The organism is Nonlabens dokdonensis (genome assembly GCF_002162835.1).
GTDB classification, from domain to species: Bacteria; Bacteroidota; Bacteroidia; order Flavobacteriales; family Flavobacteriaceae; genus Nonlabens; species Nonlabens dokdonensis_B.
In genome coordinates this window covers 1-18,341 of the sequence record NZ_MAAX01000090.1, presented here as the reverse complement: position 1 = coordinate 18,341, position 18,341 = coordinate 1, and the positions used below count along the sequence as shown (strand labels likewise).

General features: G+C 35.8%; 13 protein-coding genes. 4 read left to right on the top strand and 9 right to left on the bottom strand.

The genetic code is table 11. The features are described from left to right. From A9Q93_RS05645 to A9Q93_RS05635, 3 genes are all read left to right on the top strand, one after another. Nucleotides 1-3,148, top strand: a 3,148-nt coding sequence (locus A9Q93_RS05645; RefSeq protein WP_369674699.1) for a DNA polymerase III subunit alpha, incomplete at its 5' end; no start/stop codon positions are given. Nucleotides 3,149-3,264: 116 nt separating this feature from the next. After that, nucleotides 3,265-4,527, top strand: a complete 1,263-nt coding sequence (locus tag A9Q93_RS05640) for a putative DNA modification/repair radical SAM protein (protein WP_303686405.1) — start codon at nt 3,265-3,267, stop codon at nt 4,525-4,527. Further along, nucleotides 4,524-5,327: a TIGR03915 family putative DNA repair protein gene (locus A9Q93_RS05635; RefSeq protein WP_303686404.1), complete on the top strand. Its 804-nt coding sequence runs from the start codon at nt 4,524-4,526 to the stop codon at nt 5,325-5,327. Before A9Q93_RS05640 ends, A9Q93_RS05635 begins: the two co-directional genes overlap by 4 nt. A gap of 8 nt (nt 5,328-5,335) precedes the next feature. Here the strand turns inward: A9Q93_RS05635 and A9Q93_RS05630 are convergent, their stop codons facing one another. From A9Q93_RS05630 to A9Q93_RS05620, 3 genes are read right to left on the bottom strand one after another with little or no spacing between them, the layout of a single operon-like run. After that, nucleotides 5,336-6,055, bottom strand: coding sequence for a hypothetical protein (locus tag A9Q93_RS05630; protein ID WP_303686403.1), 720 nt, complete (start codon nt 6,053-6,055; stop codon nt 5,336-5,338). 57 nt (nt 6,056-6,112) lie between these two features. Next, nucleotides 6,113-8,860, bottom strand: a complete 2,748-nt coding sequence (locus A9Q93_RS05625) for an AsmA-like C-terminal region-containing protein (protein ID WP_303686402.1) — start codon at nt 8,858-8,860, stop codon at nt 6,113-6,115. A 10-nt stretch (nt 8,861-8,870) separates the two neighbouring features. Beyond that, complete coding sequence (locus tag A9Q93_RS05620) at nt 8,871-9,569, bottom strand: queuosine precursor transporter (protein ID WP_303686401.1); 699 nt, start codon at nt 9,567-9,569, stop codon at nt 8,871-8,873. Nucleotides 9,570-9,634: 65 nt separating this feature from the next. On the opposite strand from A9Q93_RS05620, the gene folK reads away from it, so the two are divergent. Further along, nucleotides 9,635-10,765 (top strand): 2-amino-4-hydroxy-6-hydroxymethyldihydropteridine diphosphokinase, encoded by a 1,131-nt coding sequence (folK, locus tag A9Q93_RS05615; protein ID WP_303686418.1) that lies wholly within the window; start codon nt 9,635-9,637, stop codon nt 10,763-10,765. Nucleotides 10,766-11,139: 374 nt separating this feature from the next. Here the strand turns inward: folK and A9Q93_RS05610 are convergent, their stop codons facing one another. The 6 genes from A9Q93_RS05610 to A9Q93_RS05585 all read right to left on the bottom strand — a co-directional run. Further along, nucleotides 11,140-11,634: a hypothetical protein gene (locus tag A9Q93_RS05610; RefSeq protein WP_303686400.1), complete on the bottom strand. Its 495-nt coding sequence runs from the start codon at nt 11,632-11,634 to the stop codon at nt 11,140-11,142. Between the two features lie 4 nt (nt 11,635-11,638). Then, on the bottom strand, nt 11,639-12,943 hold the full coding sequence (locus tag A9Q93_RS05605; protein WP_303686399.1) for a hypothetical protein: 1,305 nt from the start codon (nt 12,941-12,943) through the stop codon (nt 11,639-11,641). Nucleotides 12,944-13,416: 473 nt separating this feature from the next. Next, nucleotides 13,417-14,973 (bottom strand): aldehyde dehydrogenase family protein, encoded by a 1,557-nt coding sequence (locus A9Q93_RS05600; protein WP_303686398.1) that lies wholly within the window; start codon nt 14,971-14,973, stop codon nt 13,417-13,419. 15 nt (nt 14,974-14,988) lie between these two features. Then, nucleotides 14,989-15,984: an NAD(P)H-dependent glycerol-3-phosphate dehydrogenase gene (locus A9Q93_RS05595; protein ID WP_303686397.1), complete on the bottom strand. Its 996-nt coding sequence runs from the start codon at nt 15,982-15,984 to the stop codon at nt 14,989-14,991. A 160-nt stretch (nt 15,985-16,144) separates the two neighbouring features. Beyond that, nucleotides 16,145-16,903, bottom strand: a complete 759-nt coding sequence (locus tag A9Q93_RS05590) for a tetratricopeptide repeat protein (protein WP_303686396.1) — start codon at nt 16,901-16,903, stop codon at nt 16,145-16,147. Between the two features lies 1 nt (nt 16,904). Then, nucleotides 16,905-18,341: BatD family protein (locus A9Q93_RS05585; RefSeq protein WP_303686395.1), on the bottom strand; the 1,437-nt coding region annotated here is incomplete at its 5' end.

The following is an 18,341-nucleotide window of genomic DNA, read 5'->3' as shown; positions in this document are numbered from 1 at the left end:
ACAAACTCACAAACTCACAAACCATTTGTATTTAAACAATCATACATATTATTCTTTACGCTACGGCACTTATGATGAGAAAGAGCTGCTCCTGCTGGCACAACAAAATGGGTTGAAAACCATTGTGCTTACTGATATTAATAACACTAGCGCTTGTCTCAACTTTATAAGACTTTGTACAAAACATAAGCTACATGGCGTGATAGGTATTGATTTTAGAAATGAACATCAACAATTGTATGTAGGAATTGCAAAAAACAACAAAGGTTTTCAAGAGCTGAATGAGTTTTTATCGCACTACTTAGAAAATAAAATACCATTACCAGATCGTGCGCCTGCATTTGAGAACGCATTTGTGATCTATCCACTAGAACGTATTAAAGAATTGAAGGTATCTCGCTTTCGCGAAAGCGAATACATAGGAATTTCCTTAACAAGTTTGCGCAAGCTTCCTTTTACAGAGTATGTAAAAATGGAGGATAAACTAGTCGTTCTTCAGACTACCACTTTCAGAAACAAGCGTGATTTTAACGCACATCGTTTGCTGCGTTGTATCGATCTCAACATTTTATTAAGCCAGTTGCCAGAAGAGCAACAAGGTAAAATGGAACATCAAATGATTCCGGTAGAACAATTAGAAAAAGCTTTTGAAGCCTATCCTCATATTATTGAGAATACTAATAAATTACTTGAGCAATGTTCGATTAATTTTAATTTTGAGAATGCACAACTCAATGAAAATCAACGTGTATTTACTACAGATGAGGCTGCCGATTTTAAAGAGCTTAAAAGACTTGCCTATGAAGGAGTCGAGCATCGCTATGCAGAAGTTGAGGATAAAAAAGACGTCTATGCGCGTATAGAAAAGGAGTTAGGAATCGTCCATAAAAAAGGCTTTGTTGCTTACTTTTTGATCAATTGGCAAATTTGTGCTTACGCTCGTGAGCAAGGTTATTTTTATGTAGGTCGTGGTAGTGGAGCAAATAGTATTCTTGCTTATCTACTGCGTATTACAGAAGTAGATCCTATTGATCTGGATTTATATTTTGAGCGGTTTATCAATGATTATAGAACGAGTCCACCAGATTTTGATATTGATTTCTCTTGGGATGATCGGGAAGATATTACTAGGTTTATATTTGACCGATTTGATAATGTAGCGTTACTCGCTACTTACAATACGTTTCAAGTGCGTGCTGTGATGCGTGAGTTAGGAAAGGTGTTTGGACTTCCTAAAGAAGAAATTGATAAACTCACCAGCGGTCAGTTGCGAGCGCATGAAAAAGATCAAATGCATGATCTGGTACTTAAATACAGCAACCTCATTCATGAAATGCCTAATTATACCAGTATTCACGCTGGCGGGATTCTCATTACCGATAAGCCTATTCATTGCTACAGTGCTACCAGTTTGCCGCCTAAAGGTTACCGTACGGTACAATTTGACATGCATATTGCTGAGGACGCTGGGATTCACAAATTTGACATTCTCGCGCAGCGTGGTCTAGGAAAAATACGTGATGCGATAGAGATTGTAAAATACAATCAACCAGATGCACAGATTATGGACGTTCATAACGACGTGAAAAAGTTCATGAAAGATGAGAGCATCAATAAAATGATCTCACAAGCAAAGTGCATCGGTTGTTTTTATATCGAGTCGCCAGCTATGAGAATGTTGCTTAGTAAACTTGCTACAGACGACTATATAGGCCTGGTTGCTGCCAGCTCGGTGATACGTCCTGGTGTCGCACAAAGTGGGATGATGCGCGAGTTTATTCTACGCACGCGCTATCCAGAAAAGCGCAAAGAGGCACATCCTATCATGCAAAGTATTATGCCAGAAACCTATGGTATCATGGTGTATCAAGAAGATGTGATCAAGGTCGCTCATAATTATGCAAAGCTGGATCTTGGCGAGGCAGATGTATTGCGTCGTGGGATGAGTGGTAAGTACCGTTCTCGAGAAGAGTTTCAAAAAGTAGAGGATAATTATTTTAATAACTGTTTAAAAGAAGGTTATGATCCAGAAGAGTCTAGAGAAATATGGAACCAGATCAAAAGTTTTGCTGGTTACGCTTTCGCGAAAGGTCACTCTGCATCCTACGCCGTAGAAAGTTACCAGAGTTTGTATTTAAAACGATATTTCCCGCTAGAATACATGACCGCAACACTTAACAATGGCGGTGGTTTTTATAAACCAGAATTATATGTTCATGAGGCTAGAATGTGTGGTGGTATTATAGAAGCGCCATGTATTAATAACAGTGATCTTGCCTGCATTATAAAGGGTAAAACTATTTATATCGCACTGAGTTATTTAAAAGAATTAGAGCGTCGTACCATTCTCAGGATTGTAGAAGAGCGTGATAGAAATGGGTGGTTTTTATCATTAGAAGATTTTATTAATCGTGTACTTATTAGTATCGAGCAGCTTTCTATTTTGATACGAATTGACGCCTTCAGATTCACAAATACCGATCGGTATGAGCTGTTGTGGCAAGCGCATTATAAGCTGGATAAAACACCTAAAAAAGTATTGCAAAGCAAACTTTTTGTACCAAATCACAGACATGTAGAAATCCCAAAACTCGCTACAACAAAGGAAGAACTGGCTTTTGAGCAATTTGAATTGTTAGGCTTTCCATTATGTTCTCATTTTGATTTATTGACAGAGCCGCCTAAGAACCAGCTAGGTCGTAAAGAAATGATGGATTATAATAATAAGATGATTTTGATTTATGGTTATGTGGTGAATATCAAAACTACCAATACTGCCAAAGGAAAGCGCATGCAATTCGGCACATTTCTAGACCATCGCGGTGAGTTTTTTGATACGGTTATGTTTCCACCGGTGGCTGCAAAAATTACTTTTCGCGGAAGCGGTATTTACATGATTTATGGAAAGGTAGTAGAAGAATTTGATTTCTATTCAATAGAGGTACAAGACATGAAAAAAGCAGATTACATTCAAGATCCTCGCTATGCAGAGGAAAATCCACAAACGATGCAGCGACTCGATAAACAAACCAGTTTGCGAGATAGACGTATGGGAAATGGAAATGGTAGACGCCACCCAGAATTATCGCTTGAAACTGGAGCGATTCATCAACCTGGTGGAGGAAGAAAATCGAGTAAGCCAGGTTAATAAGCTCTAAGATAAAACTAGCCGATGCCGCTATGCAGCGGCATGACAAGGAAAGTGATTTGCATCTGGTGTAGGTGCTTAATTTAATGAGACATCCGCCTGCGCGGATGATGAATATGAACTACGAGAGAATAAAAGAGAAATTAGAAATACTGGCTGATGCTGCAAAATATGATGTAAGTTGTAGCAGCAGTGGTAGTAAAAAAACGAATAAGAATAAAGGTCTAGGCGACTCTAGCGGTATGGGAATATGTCATTCTTATACAGAAGATGGTCGTTGTGTGTCACTGCTTAAAATCTTGCTGACTAACGTTTGCATCTTTGACTGTGCGTATTGTGTGACTAGGAAGTCTAACGATATCAAACGTGCGGCATTTACAGTTCAAGAGGTAGTAGACCTGACGATTAATTTTTATAGGCGTAATTATATAGAAGGCTTGTTTCTTAGTTCTGGAATTTTCAAAAGTCCAGACGCAACAATGGAACGTTTGATACGAGTAGCCAAAAAACTACGTGAAGAAGAGAATTTTAATGGATATATCCACTTGAAATCTATTCCTGGAGCAAGCGATGAATTAATGCAAGAAGCTGGACTCTATGCAGATCGTTTATCTGTAAATATCGAGATTCCCACAAAAGCAGGACTGAAATTACTCGCGCCAGATAAAGATCACAAAGACTTTATCCAGCCTATGAAAGCAGTGCAAAAGTCGATTCAGATTTATAAGTCAGAAAAGAAGCTGATTAAAAGCACGCCTATTTATGCACCGGCAGGTCAAAGTACCCAAATGATCGTAGGCGCAACCGGAGAAAGTGATCGTGATATTATGTATAGTGCAAACTTTTTTTACAACAAGTTTTCTATGAAGCGCGTGTATTATTCTGGTTATATTCCTGTGGCAGAAGATTCGCGTTTGCCAGCGATAGGAACAGAAGTACCTATGATGCGAGAAAATAGACTGTATCAAACGGACTGGTTGCTACGTTTTTATGGTTTTGATGTGAGAGAGATCCTTAATGATACGCATCAAAATTTAGATATGGATATAGACCCAAAACTTTCATGGGCGCTGCGCAATCTAGATCAATTTCCTATAGATATTAATCGGGCCGATAAGCGCATGCTGGCTCGCGTTCCTGGTATAGGAATGAAATCAGTTGGAAAAATATTGAGCGCTAGACGATATAGAAAACTGAACTGGGAACATTTAAAAGCCATAGGTATCTCTATGAATAGGTCTAAGTATTTTATAACCTGTGACTCTAGAGAGTTTGAATCTCGAGATCTGACTAGTTCAAAAATTAAGGACCTAATCATGATCAATTCTACCAGCAAATACCATAAGAACTTTAGTAATCAATTAAGCCTTTTCTCATGACACTTACTCTGTTATACGATGGTAGTTTTAATGGATTAATGACTGCTATTTTCATTATTTACGATCATAAAGTAAAGCTGCCTATTATCGCAAAAGCATCGCAGGAACAGAAAGATCTTTTTGGTGGTACTATGGATGTTATTACCGATGCAGAAAAGGCAGAACGTGTATGGAAACGATTTACCTCATTATGTAGTAAAAATGATTCTAAACAAATCTATAGAGCTTTTTTAAGTGAGATCATCGGAATAGAAAATACCATCTACGAATTTTTAAAAATCACTTTTGAAAACCAAAAAGCACCAAGTGGCGACTATGGAAACACAACTGTTTTAAAGATTACACAGGCAGCAAAAATGGTGGGGCGTGAAAAGCACCGTATGGAGGCTTTTGTACGTTTTCATATGATCGATGAAGAAATTTATTATGCAAATGTGGAGCCAGACTTCAACGTACTGCCACTTATAGCTAGTCATTTTAAAAACCGCTATGCCGACCAGAAATGGGTGATTTATGATCTCAAACGTGATTTTGGAATTAGTTATGATCTCAACTCAGTTCAAGAAGTGCAAATTGAATTTGATAAACCTAAAAGCCAGCGAGGCATTTTAAACACTACAGTTTCTGAAAAAGGTGAAGAAGTAGTTGTTTCTGGTAGCTTTCGCGAAAGCGAGAACAACTATAAAGATTTATGGAATCAATATTTCAAAAGTACCAATATCAAGTCTCGTAAAAACATGAAGTTGCATTTACAACATGTTCCTAAAAGGTACTGGAAATATTTGAGTGAGAAGGTTTAAAAATAATTTTAATTTACCTCTGTATATTCAACTTCCCACACGGTTCCGTTCACTTCATCAAAACGTATTACTCCAAAATCTTCTGCGAAGTAAAGAGTATTAATCTTACTAGATAAATTTGCATAAATTGAATTTGGCTCTCTGATTTGATTAGAACCAGAATCAAACTTAATAACATTATTAAAAAGAACATTGTCAACTTGCATTGAACCAATGTCAGTGAATTCGCCATCTCTTAAAAAGAGATTAGCTGGATTTTGACTTCCAGAAAGTCCAAATCGACCTACATAAAGATTCCATAGTGGAAAATTTAGAGACCTTTTAAATGATGAATGACTCTTATTTACGTAATAATGCATTTGGTTTCGATATCCGTAACGCGAAGTGTCATGCTCAATCAATATCATTCTTATTACCTGACTATCAAAAGTGTGTCTTAAACTACCTCTGCCATTTGTAAAAAAACCTGGACTACCAGTGTAGTAACCTCTTGCACAATCTGCAACTTCTGACACCTTAAATGTCAGCACTTCATTATTATTACTCTTATATTTAATAATTTGTCCTTCAAAATAAGGATAAGAAATTCTCAATTCCTCTTCTTCAGCAGTAAAAGAATAAGTAGGATCACTGAATTTGCATGTCTCTTCTACCTCATCTTCGGAACATCCAAAAATAAGAAAACTTAAAAAAATGAATAAAAAAAGTTTTAGTTGACTTGAAAACATCAAATTAGGTTATTTATCTAAGATAACAATTTTAAACATAATCTATTGTATTTAATTTTAGAGAGTTCCTTTCGTCTTCGTACTATCAACCACTTTTTTCTTCTTCTTACCAAACAAATCCTTGATCAAATTACCAGCAGCTTCCTTCACTTTATCCTGAGAATCGCTAGATGTTGCGGTAGAATCTACAGGCTTAGTAGGGTCTTTAGGAGTAGTTGCTGTTGAGTCTTGAGAGCTACCGTTACCTTTAATAATATCTTTGATCCCTCCTAAAGGATTATTACCGCTTATTATATCATTCACTGCATTATTTAAGGCGTCTTCACCCTTATCTTTTAATCTTTCTTTTTGAATTTCAATGATTTGATTGGTAAGGTTTTTTACCGCAAGATCAAGGTTTAAATCTATTGTAGGACTCAAAAATGAACCACCAAATTTAACAGGAACAGGAACCGAAATACTTTCGACATCTTTTGCTTCAAGTTTTGATAGTAAACTAGCACCTTCCTTACCAAAGTATTTTGCTGGAACATCTAATGCCAGTGTGTAATCCATCTCATTAGTAAGACTATGTTTACCACTTGCTGTTGCCTTTATACCCTTAATATTAAAGTCAAACGGTGAAACTTGTACAGCACCATCTTTAAAATTAAGCTTTGTTGTGATATCTGATACATCAAATTTATCTAAATCTATAAAGTTCAATTTCTCGTCTAGTTTACCTAATAAAGGATTATTTGTGGCATTCACATCCTTAGTAAGTAATTGTGCGATAGCGTCACCAGCCAGAGTACTCAGAATAGGAGATAGTTCGTTATTGAGAGATCCAGACAGCGTGATATCCGTATTAATTTTACCTTGAAGCGTTTTCAAAATTGGTACAAACGAGCTGAACATATCAAAACCTTCAAAAGACTGTGCAATGTCCAGATTTTTCATGTCTAGCGCCATATTGAATACTGGCGTAGCACCTTTTGTAGAAACAGAACCGTTCACGCCTATGTTACCATCAAAAATATCTGTTGTAATATTATTAAGGGTTAAAGTCTCGTCCCTTACTAAAGCGACACCACTTACATTTTTAAGTTGTAATCCATCGTACAAAACATTAGTTGCTTGAAAATCTAAATTGGCATCTAGGAAAGCTGGAATTTTGATCGCCTCTTCGGTAATTGCAGCAGTAGATTTTTGTGTTGTTTCATTTGTCTTTTGAGCAGGAGCAACCTCTGTGGCAGTCATAAAGTCTGCAGCTTCTAAGGTGTTTGATCTTACATTAAAAGTTCCTTTAAGATCTTGATCTTGAAGCAAGAACCCTATTAGGTTATTTATCGTACCGCTTGCTTTTAAATCTGTATTTCCTGTTTTTGCATCAAAGTCTGCTAGTTTAATTCTAGAAGTAGTCATGTCTATTTTGGCACTATTAATAACTAATGGCTTTGTCAGCGCATCACCTTCATATTGAAACTCTGTTAAACTGGCTGTTCCCTTGGCATTGATACGCTCGTACCTCTCTTTTTCGATACTTTCCATATCAAATTTAGTAGCGATGTCTAATGCTAGTTTACCATCGAGTTTCATACCTTCAGGTAACGGAAAGGCTTGTGCGAGGTTTTGAAAATCTAAATTACCGTAAGCGCTCAAATCAATATTCATATTTGTAGTAAGATTTGTGATCATCGCATTACCACTTAGTCTATCACTACCTATGTTAAATGAAGTTTGCGCCACATTAAAGTAGGTGTCATCTACATTACCTGTATCATTCTTAAGTCGTGCATCGATATTGATGTTAGTTACCGTTTTAGGTAAATCAGGATATTTAAAAGAGGCATTATTAGATTTTATTTTGATATCCATTTTAGGAATGCGTGTATCATCTACTTCTCCTTTGATCATTCCGTTTACTGTAAAATCTCCAGTAGTTGTGATGCCTTCTAGGTTCTTACGATACGTCTCTGGAATTACGGCAAAGAAGTTTTTAAAATCTGATGATGGTGTGTCAAAGGTAAGATCTACCATGGTGTAGGCATCTTCTAACTGTACAAAACCATCTAATTTCAATTCCAGATCATTTACAAAAGCCTTGTTTTCTTGAAATGTATATTTTTGATTTTCTAGATCCATAAGAATTGCTGCATCCAGTTTTACCTTTTGACCAGATAAATAATTAATATCATCCATCGTATAAAAAACTAGTGCTTCTGTATAGGTTTCTAGCGTACTTTCTCCTAAAGAAAAATCTCCATTACCAGAGTGTTTCATTTCTGATAAAGCAAACTTCATTTCAGAACTTTTATCTTCATACGTAAGTTCAGAATCATTAATCTCGTAGTGTTTTAAGTCAAACGAGAAACCAGTATTTGTTTCTGGGGTTTGTTCTGGACTCGCTTTCGCGGAAGCGGACTCCTTTGCAATATCCCAACTGGAATTACCATTTTCATCTACTGTTAGTCTGCTTGTTGCTCCATTAACGATCAATTCATTAACATGAATAGGATCGCTTGCACTATTGAAAAGATCGCCTATCGGTAAATCCAGTTTTACCTCTTTCCCGTAAAAAAGTGTATCGCCAGCAAAGGGCTCCTTATTAATTATAGAGACACCATCGATACTCAATCGTGCATCTGGAAAAGCTCTGAAAAGGCTTAAATCCACCTCGGCAAAATCTATTTGGGCATCCATCGAGGCGTTGAGTTTATCTTTAATGATCTGTGCGATTTGATCTTTAAAGAAAAAAGGTGCCGCCACGATCAAAATGATAACAGCCAGCACAGTAATTCCTAATATCTTGAATATTTTTTTCATTGTATTTTTTCTAATCTATTTCAATTTCTTCTCCTACTTCTAATCTAAAAAGGCGCCTGAAGAGATAAACGCCTCCATATAACAATGGTGTATCAATCAAAGCGACGAGCATTTTAAACAAAAACCCTGCTATTAATAGTGATTTAAAATTTTCCCACGGTATAATGTTGTTGAAACATAACAATAATAAAACACATAAAGTATCAACAAACTGTGAAAATATCGTGCTGAAGTTGTTGCGTAACCAGAGCATCTTACCGTTAGTCAGTCTTTTCCAAAAATGATAAATCTGTATGTCTATAAACTGTGCAAATAAATACGCACTCATACTCGCAATAACGGCAATAGTTGTTGCGCCAAAAACCTTAGTAAACAACGCATCCTGAATAGGACTGGCTTCTATAGCAGGAGCAACATCTGCCACGGCTATAATTCCTAGACTAAATACCGATGCAAAGATTCCTGCAAGTACGAGATCATTTGCCTTACGACGACCGTAGATTTCACTGACCAAATCGGTTACTAGAAAAGTGATAGGATAAGGTAATAACCCTACTGAAATTTCAAATTTGAACCATCCAAAAGGATTCCAATAAAAAAACTTCTGGAAAATAAGGTTAGAAACTACCAGTGAGCATATAAATAATGCCGCAAGCACTAGATAAATGCGATTTGCTAGACGTAATTTAGAACCTGTAAGTGTCTTCATAATAAGTAGTAAAAGTAGTTTAAGAGTTGGTCATTATTCCTTAATTTGCTGCAAAAATTAAGAGCATCTCACTATTTCATAACCATAAGATCTTCATAGCCTTAGGTAGTAATCTGGGCGATAGAAAGCAGCATTTACGGGACGCATCTCGTTACATCGAGCAGCGACTAGGTCTTGTGATTAAAACTGCTGGTGTTTATGAAGTTCCTGCTGCTGGATTTACAGGCGGCGATTTCTTAAACACTTGTATTCTGGTACATAGTCGTAAAAATGCACAAGAAACGATCGCTATTCTTCAAGAAATTGAGCGAGAAATGGGTCGTAAACCTCGCACCGGCGATACGTATGAAGATCGAGTGATTGATTTAGATATCGTTTTATTTAATGATGAAATAATTGACACAAGTCACTTACAAGTTCCGCATCCTAGAATGCAGGAACGCAATTTTGTGATGCAACCGCTCGTAGATATTGCTTATAAAATTGTTCATCCAGTTTTGGGTAAAAGTATGGTAGAACTTTCTAGCAACTTAGCACCGTTAGAAAGAATAATGGATTTTGAAATTCCGCTTTCGCGAAAGCGGTATCCCATCCAAAACCTGAATTTTATTGCTGTCGAGGGAAATATAGGAAGTGGAAAAACTAGTTTAACACATAAGTTATCTGAAGATTTTAATGCCAAAAAAGTACTAGAACGTTTTGCAGACAATCCTTTTTTGCCGCTTTTCTATGAAGATAAAGAGCGGTATTCTTTCCCGTTAGAAATGTCTTTTCTTGCCGATCGTTACCAGCAGCTAAGTGATGATGTGGCACAGCAAGATCTTTTTAAAGAATTTACCGTTGCCGATTATTATGTGATCAAATCATTGATATTTAGTGAAATCACCTTAAATAAGGAAGAATTTTCTTTATACAAGCGACTGTTTAATATGATGTATAAAGAACTGGTCAAGCCAGATTTATACGTTTACCTATATCAAACAGAAGACCGATTGTTAGAAAACATCAAAAAACGCGGTCGCGATTATGAGAAAAATATTGAGGCCAGTTATCTTTCTCAAATACAACAAGGTTATGCCGATTTCATAAGATCACAGCAAGAGTTGAAGGTAAAAGTCATCGATGTCACGGACCTTGATTTTGTGAATAATCAAGAGGATTATTTAAAGGTACTGAAGTTGATTTTGGAGGAATAAATATATTCAAAGGTGCGGACTTAAGTCCGCACCTTTGAATCATTGTAATAATTATTTATACAAAAAAACCGCTTTATTGCTAAAGCGGTTCGTAAAAACCTGTCAGCTGATATGATAAAAATATAGAGAGCATTAAATTTTACTTTTTCTCAAATATTTAAACATACATAGCACTTCTAGAATGTATAAAAAAGATGCTCCTATAAAATATATAAAATAAAATCTCTTTTCTTAATGTGTAAATCTTGAAGTCAATTATTTAATCTTTTTGAGAATCTTATATACTAAAAATAAAATAAGTAATAAGATTAGAAAAAATACTATCTGTGATATCAAAAGTCCAAAACTAAAGTCGTTAATTTTCAACATAAAAGTTATTTTTGTTTCTCTAAGTACTCTTGATAACTGTTAACTATATTTTTTAGAAATGCTGGTTTAATTGCTTTTGATGTTGGTTTATGGAGTTCTGGAAAGAAAGAAACAATTTTATTTTGTTTGTTGAAAATCATTGTTCCTAATGCTTTACCTTCAATAAAACATATATAATAGTCACAATTTGAATCCATTTCATAATGAACAATATTCTTATGTTTCTCTACTTCATATTTTTCTATTTTCAACTCATCCTTATCACGCACGGTTTTGTCTTTACTTGATTCTCTATACATATTAAAGATTTGTTTTAGGTAATCACCACCTTTGATAATCTCATCTTTGGTTAAAACGGTATACTCTCCTAATAGATCCTCATAGTTTTTTTCTGTGAAATATAAATCAAAAGCAAAGTTTTTTGCTATTGTTTTTTGATCTTGATTGTCATTTTGACTGACACAAGAATTGATAAGTAAAATAAAAATAAAATATTTCATAATATTAATTTGAATTTAATGGACTAGTTCCAGTTGAAGTACTACCATTTAGGTTACCTGAGTTGATTTGACTTCTGAGAACTTGTCCTAAAGCTCCTGGATTTGATCCTCCACCAAGTAACCACGTACCGCCAGCATCTCCAAAGTCTAGACTTAATATATTTGAAGCGCCCAAAACAAAATCAGTACAATTCTGATTGTTTAAATTATAGTCCTCGTTGCTATATTGTATTGCTAATGTGATAATTCTGCTTAATTCAGATGCTGTGGCGTTCAAATTAACATTTACATCAATTTCATGAGCTTGATCATTACCAAAAATACCTGATTCAGTTGGCGCTGTAGGTTTGCTTATTCCATCTGGATAAAATCCGAAGCTTCTAACTTTGGATCCCTGTTGGATGGTCAGAAAAGAGTGACCAACATCTACGTTTAATCCATCAACGACAAAAGGTTCACTTGAATTTGGTATTGGTTGATCAACTTGAATCGTAATTACTGCTGATGATGAAATATCAAAAACAGCTAGATAAGCTGCTATATCAGTAATTTCTACATCTGGCCCATCTATAGTAATTAATTGTTCATCGCCAATGATAGGCTTAGAAAGCGATCCACATCTTCCATCACCTAAAGAAGGAACTTTAGACTGTGGGCAATCACTGTCAGTACCGCCGACGGTAGCATTTCCATCACTTGTGCCGCCATTACTACCTTGGTCGTTGCCAGCATCTGAGCCTCCAGGATTTGTGTCAACAGGTTCATTTGAAGATGGTGGTCCACTAGAGCCAGGTCCTGTTCCGCCACCGCTGGCGCTGTCACCGTCATCTAGGTTTTCTGGGCAATCTCCTCGGTATTGCATCCTTATATAAGATTCACCATCACCATTAGTTATAGTAAGCCAGTCATAACAATTGCACGTTCTATTACTAAATTGGCAAGAAGGTTCATCAGTATTAATTTGATAATTTAATGATATTGATTCTCTAATTATATTAATAGGATCAATATTTGTACTTGAATCAGGGACTTGATCATACTCATAGGTGATTAAATAAGAACTATAAGTGCTATCTAATTGTTTTTCTAAAAACACATTGTATAATACTGTAGAATCTTGATTTATCTTGTACGCTGGAATATTGTAGCTTTCATAATCGCCACTTATAATTTGAGTTGCAAAAGAGTCATCAATATATAACTGGTTGAGACTGTCGTAAACCGTATGAAGTTGGTTTTCTGATGGAGACTTAATTTCAGATAATGATTTTTTCAACTCACGATTGGATAATAATTGCTCTTTAGACATTTTGTTTACAACTATCGAGCTTTCTGTTGAGTTGCTGTTAGTTTCCTCCTGCTCCATAACCAGATCTCGCTCACAACTGTTAAAAATAAAAATACTTGCAAAAAGTAGTATTAGATAGGAATTTGACCACTTAAATTGTTGGGTTGTTGGGTTGTTGGGTTGTTGGGTTGTTGGGTTGTTGGGTTTCTGGGTTTCTGAGTTTTCTCATTGTTTAAAGATATAATAGTTTTATTTGAATACTTCAATAATAGATCATGTAATAACCTAAATCAATGGGTGTTTATACCCAAATTTTATGCGGCAATAAAAAACCGCCTTATTTCTAAAGCGGTTTTGGATATAACCTAATTAAGGTTTCTTCTTTTTGTTAAGATATTTGAATGAAAGATATACCGGTATTACTATTACTTCAGTAATTATTAAATAAAAAAATAATCCTGGTTGATAGTCAGTAATTAAATCATTCATTCTAACTAATCTAAGTCAAACTTAATTCCTTGCGCAAGTGGTAACTCGTCAGAGTAGTTTACGGTGTTCGTTTGTCTTCTCATATATACTTTCCAAGCATCAGATCCAGACTCGCGTCCACCACCGGTTTCTTTTTCACCACCGAAAGCACCACCTATCTCAGCACCACTAGTTCCTATATTTACATTTGCAATCCCACAATCTGATCCTGCAAATGATAAAAATTTCTCTGCTTCCTTCATCTCATTAGTCATAATAGCACTTGACAACCCTTGTGCTACGCCATTTTGTTTTGCGATAGCATTTTCTACATCGCCAGAGTATTTCATTAAGTATAAAATAGGTGCAAAAGTTTCGTGCTGAACGATTTCAAAATGATTCTCTGCTTCAATAATAGCAGGTTTTACATAACAACCGCTTTCATATCCTTCACCTTCAAGAACACCACCATCAACAAGTACATTTCCACCTTCGGCCTTTGCTTTTTCAATTGCTGCTAGATAGGTGTTTACTGAATCTTTATCTATTAATGGACCTATATGATTCTTTTCATCTAGAGGATTCCCTATAGTTAACTGACCATATGCACCTACAATAGCATCACGTACCTTATCATAAACAGATTCGTGTATAATCAATCTTCTAGTAGATGTACAACGCTGTCCACAAGTTCCTACAGCACCAAAAACAGCACCAGGAACAACTACTTTTAAGTCTGCAGTAGGTGTGATAATGATCGCATTATTTCCTCCTAACTCTAGTAATGATTTTCCAAAACGTTGTGCAACTGTTGCACCTACTATTCTTCCCATTCTAGTAGATCCTGTAGCAGAAACTAATGGAATTCTAGAGTCTGTAGTCATCATTTCACCTACTTTGTAGTCTCCATTAATGATACTAGAAATACCTTCTGGTAAATTATTTTCCTTTAAAATTGCTGCTATAATGTTTTGACAAGCAACGGTACATAAAGGCGCTTTTTCAGATCCTTTCCATACACATACGTCTCCACAAATCCAGGCCAAAGCTGTATTCCAAGCCCAAACAGCCACAGGGAAATTAAATGCAGATATGATTCCCACAATTCCTATAGGATGCCATTGTTCTCTCATAACGTGTCCTGGACGTTCAGATGGGATTACCTGTCCATTAAGCTGTCTAGATAAACCTACTGCAAAATCACAGATGTCAATCATTTCTTGAACTTCTCCAAGACCTTCTTGATAAGATTTACCCATTTCATAAGAAACGAGTTTCCCTAAAGGTTCTTTAAGGTCTCTTAATTTGTTACCAAATTGTCTTACGATTTCTCCTCGCTGTGGAGCAGGCATAGCTCTCCATTCTATAAAAGCTGCTTGAGCTTTTTCCATTACCTGATCATAGTCTGCTTGGGTAGTGGTTGTTACTTTACCTATCAGTTGACCATCTACTGGTGAGTAAGAAGCAATTTCTTCTCCACTACCAAAGTGGTTATTACCTGTTGAAGTACCGTGATTTACATCTTTGATACCTAGTTGTTTTAAAGCCTCATCCATCCCGAAGCTTCTTGCAATATTTGACATATCTTTTTTGAAATTTTAATCCAGCTTTTCAGCTAGTTTTTTAAATACCTTTTTCGGATTTTTATCACCATATAAGATGCTGTAAACCGCATCGAGAATAGGTGTTTTAGCTCCCTTTTCTTCATTGATTTTATAGGCGCTTTTTGTAGCGTAGTAACCTTCAGCAACCATACTCATTTCCATCTGAGCACTTCTTACTGTATATCCTTTACCTAACATGTTACCAAACATTCTATTACGTGAGAATCCTGAATAACCAGTTACTAGTAAATCACCTAAGTAGGCGCTATCATTAATATTGCGCTTCATTTTGTGCACTTTTTTAATGAAACGCTTCATTTCTCTTATGGCGTTACTCATTAAAACACTTTGAAAATTATCTCCGTATCCTAAACCGTGAGCAATACCTGCAGCAATTGCATATATATTTTTGAGCATTGCAGCATACTCTGTACCGATGATGTCGTCACTTATTTTACAATTGATGTAATCACTACTTACTCTTTCGGCTAGAAACTTTGCTTTCTCTTCATCTGCACAAGCGATGGTAAGATAAGACAGTCTTTCTAGTGCAACTTCTTCGGCGTGACAAGGTCCAGTAAGAACACCTATATTATTAAAATCAAGATCGTATTCATCATGAAAGTGCTCTCCGACTATTTTACCTGTTTCTGGTACGATACCTTTAATAGCACTGAAAACAATTTTATCTTTTAAATCTACCGTTAGACTTTCTAATTCTTTATATACAAAGGCGCTAGGAATAGCAAATATGCACAAGTCTGCTAGATCAATAATTTCATTGATATCACTAGAAAGATGTAATTGTTGAGGTTTAAACTCTACAGAGCTTAGGTAACTAGGGTTATGATCGTTTCTTTTAATATGTTCTATAGCATAATCACTACGCATATACCAGTAAACCGTTTCTAGGTTTTCAGTGAGCATTTTTACAATGGCTGTCGCCCAGCTTCCACCACCTATTACGGCAATTTTTTTGGTCTGATCCATATAGTTTGTTTGGAAATCAAAGATACCATTTTTTTAAGCCATTAATTTTATGAATTCCCTAGGGTTTCTGTACTTGTATAACGAATTATACAATATTCAGCTTGGTATCAATGAGTTTGTTAATAAAGCTTACTCTCGACTCCTATTAAGCTTTTAGTTGTTATAACTTTTTAATTTTATCTAAAGGTATCCATGCTTTGTTACCATTAGAAAGTTGAATAAGTGCCCAGTTATTGAATTCTTCAGTAACCTCAACTTTAGTTCCTTCATGCAGTATAAAACTATTAACAGCATTTTCTTTAGGCTCTTCCTTTGTGGTGAACTCTTCAGTAAAAATAATGGCATATTGCTCGTCGTTTACACTGTCTTTAACATAAAATGCCGCAGTTATACTTGTAACTGCCATCAATATTCCTATAATGCTTAAAATGAAGAACAAACGTTTCTTGCCTGCGGTTTGCGCATAGAAATAAAGAATCCACATTAAGATGGTAAATAAAACTATAATAATGCTGAAGTATGCCCATTCATCTACATTCAGTTTTTGAATATAATTAGCAAAATTAGATTCTAGGTCATCAACTTGAGCATCTTCTATGGCGTCAATTTTCATCTGGTTTGCAAACTTCAGATTGTTTATCACATCAGTGTTTTCTGGATCTAACTGTAAGGCTTTTTCAAAGTTGTAGATCGCTGGTCCTATGGCATTAATTTTATAGTAAGCATTTCCTAAATTGAAATAAACTTCTGCGCTATGTTTTCCGGTTTTGAGAATTTGCTCATATCCAGCTATGGCTAGATCATAATTCTCAGAGGTATATGCTTGGTTCGCTTTCGCGAAAGCGGCTTTCTCAAAAGACTCTTGTGCGTTTGACAAATAAACAAAGAGTATAACTATTATGGTGAGTACCTTTTTCATTTTACTTCTTTAACTGTTTATCAATTTCATTAAGTACGCGACCTGCTTTTTCATAATCTTCTTTCATAGTCGCATTAGATGATGGCGTGTAACGGGCAAATTCACAACTCGCGAGTAATTCTACAAATCCTTTTCTAGTTTCAGTTTGTGCTCCACGCTCTGCAAGAAGAAGGTCTACTTTATCTTTAGACATATCTGATGTCTGAATACGCAATTTTGATTTGAGATAATTGTGCAAAGACTTCTCAAGAGAAACATAGAATAACTCATGATTTCCTATGTTTTTCTTTGCTGTGCTCAAGTATTTTTTACTTAGTTTATTTGCAGTTCTTACACGATTCCCTACAACATCTGCGCTACGTTTTTCTTGTTGTTTCCTAAACAGCAATACGAGAGGTATGAGTAAAAAGCTCCCGCCTAATATGGACCAATATGTTGTAGAATTAAAGAAGTATGTTTTTTCTTGATCTATCAACTCTGTATTGGTCTTGATAAACGCAAATTGCGCGTTATTCTGGATAACGTTTCTTTCTCCATTTATAGCGTTGTTTGCAGCTGTTGCACTAGTTGAAGTAGGAGCATCTCCTTCTACCATTAACAGCATCTCGCCGCTACTTTTTGTTATGTACTCTTCTTTTTTGGGATCAAAATAAGAAAACTCTACTGGTGGGATGATGTATTTACCACCGTATTGAGGCACTACAGTATAACTGTCTGTAATACTACCGCGCATTCCATAAATGTTAGTGCTTACCTTATTAGCACGTGCTGGATCATATACCTCTAGACTTTGTGGCGCTTTCAATTTAGGCAGCTCCATCAGTTTTAAATTTCCTGATCCAGACGCAGTAACAGTGGCAGTTAAGCTCTCTCCTGCATCCAGTTGTGCTTTGTCAGTTTCTACTTTAAAATCAAAGTCACCTACTGCTCCTGTAAAACTTGCTGGTCTTCCTGCTACTGGTAAATTCTTAACTGTTATTTCTCGCTTTCCAGCACTTACCGTTTTACTAGTAGTAGTCATATAAGGCCTACCAAAAAAATCTCTTCTGTTTGTGGGGATTTGAACTTGTACGTCTAGTGTTAACGGTTCTATTTCTAGCTTACCTGTCTTTTGTGGATATAGAATAGCTTCTCTCAAAACTAGATAACGGTAAGGTTCTCCATTGTATGTTCCGTTTTTTACTTGCTGATTTCTATTATCAATATTTTGAGACCAGAAGTCGCGATATTTAGGACTATCCAGCTCGTTCCAGCCAGTAACACCTGTTTGATTTGCTACGTATATTTTATAAACTACTCTTATCGCCTCGTTTAAGTATGGATTAGAATTTGATACTTCTGCAACGAGATGTATGCTATCATCTACTCGCATAGAATTATCGTCTACATCTTTAGGTTGTTCTACGGCGCCAGTTACATTTATGACTTGCGGAATTGT

Coding starts and splice junctions, on each gene's coding strand:
- A9Q93_RS05640 (WP_303686405.1), top strand. CDS start 3,265: ATGAACTACGAGAGAATAAAAGAGAAATTAGAAATACTGGCTGATGCT.
- A9Q93_RS05635 (WP_303686404.1), top strand. CDS start 4,524: ATGACACTTACTCTGTTATACGATGGTAGTTTTAATGGATTAATGACT.
- A9Q93_RS05630 (WP_303686403.1), bottom strand. CDS start 6,055: ATGTTTTCAAGTCAACTAAAACTTTTTTTATTCATTTTTTTAAGTTTT.
- A9Q93_RS05625 (WP_303686402.1), bottom strand. CDS start 8,860: ATGAAAAAAATATTCAAGATATTAGGAATTACTGTGCTGGCTGTTATC.
- A9Q93_RS05620 (WP_303686401.1), bottom strand. CDS start 9,569: ATGAAGACACTTACAGGTTCTAAATTACGTCTAGCAAATCGCATTTAT.
- A9Q93_RS05610 (WP_303686400.1), bottom strand. CDS start 11,634: ATGAAATATTTTATTTTTATTTTACTTATCAATTCTTGTGTCAGTCAA.
- A9Q93_RS05605 (WP_303686399.1), bottom strand. CDS start 12,943: ATGTCTAAAGAGCAATTATTATCCAATCGTGAGTTGAAAAAATCATTA.
- A9Q93_RS05600 (WP_303686398.1), bottom strand. CDS start 14,973: ATGTCAAATATTGCAAGAAGCTTCGGGATGGATGAGGCTTTAAAACAA.
- A9Q93_RS05595 (WP_303686397.1), bottom strand. CDS start 15,984: ATGGATCAGACCAAAAAAATTGCCGTAATAGGTGGTGGAAGCTGGGCG.
- A9Q93_RS05590 (WP_303686396.1), bottom strand. CDS start 16,903: ATGAAAAAGGTACTCACCATAATAGTTATACTCTTTGTTTATTTGTCA.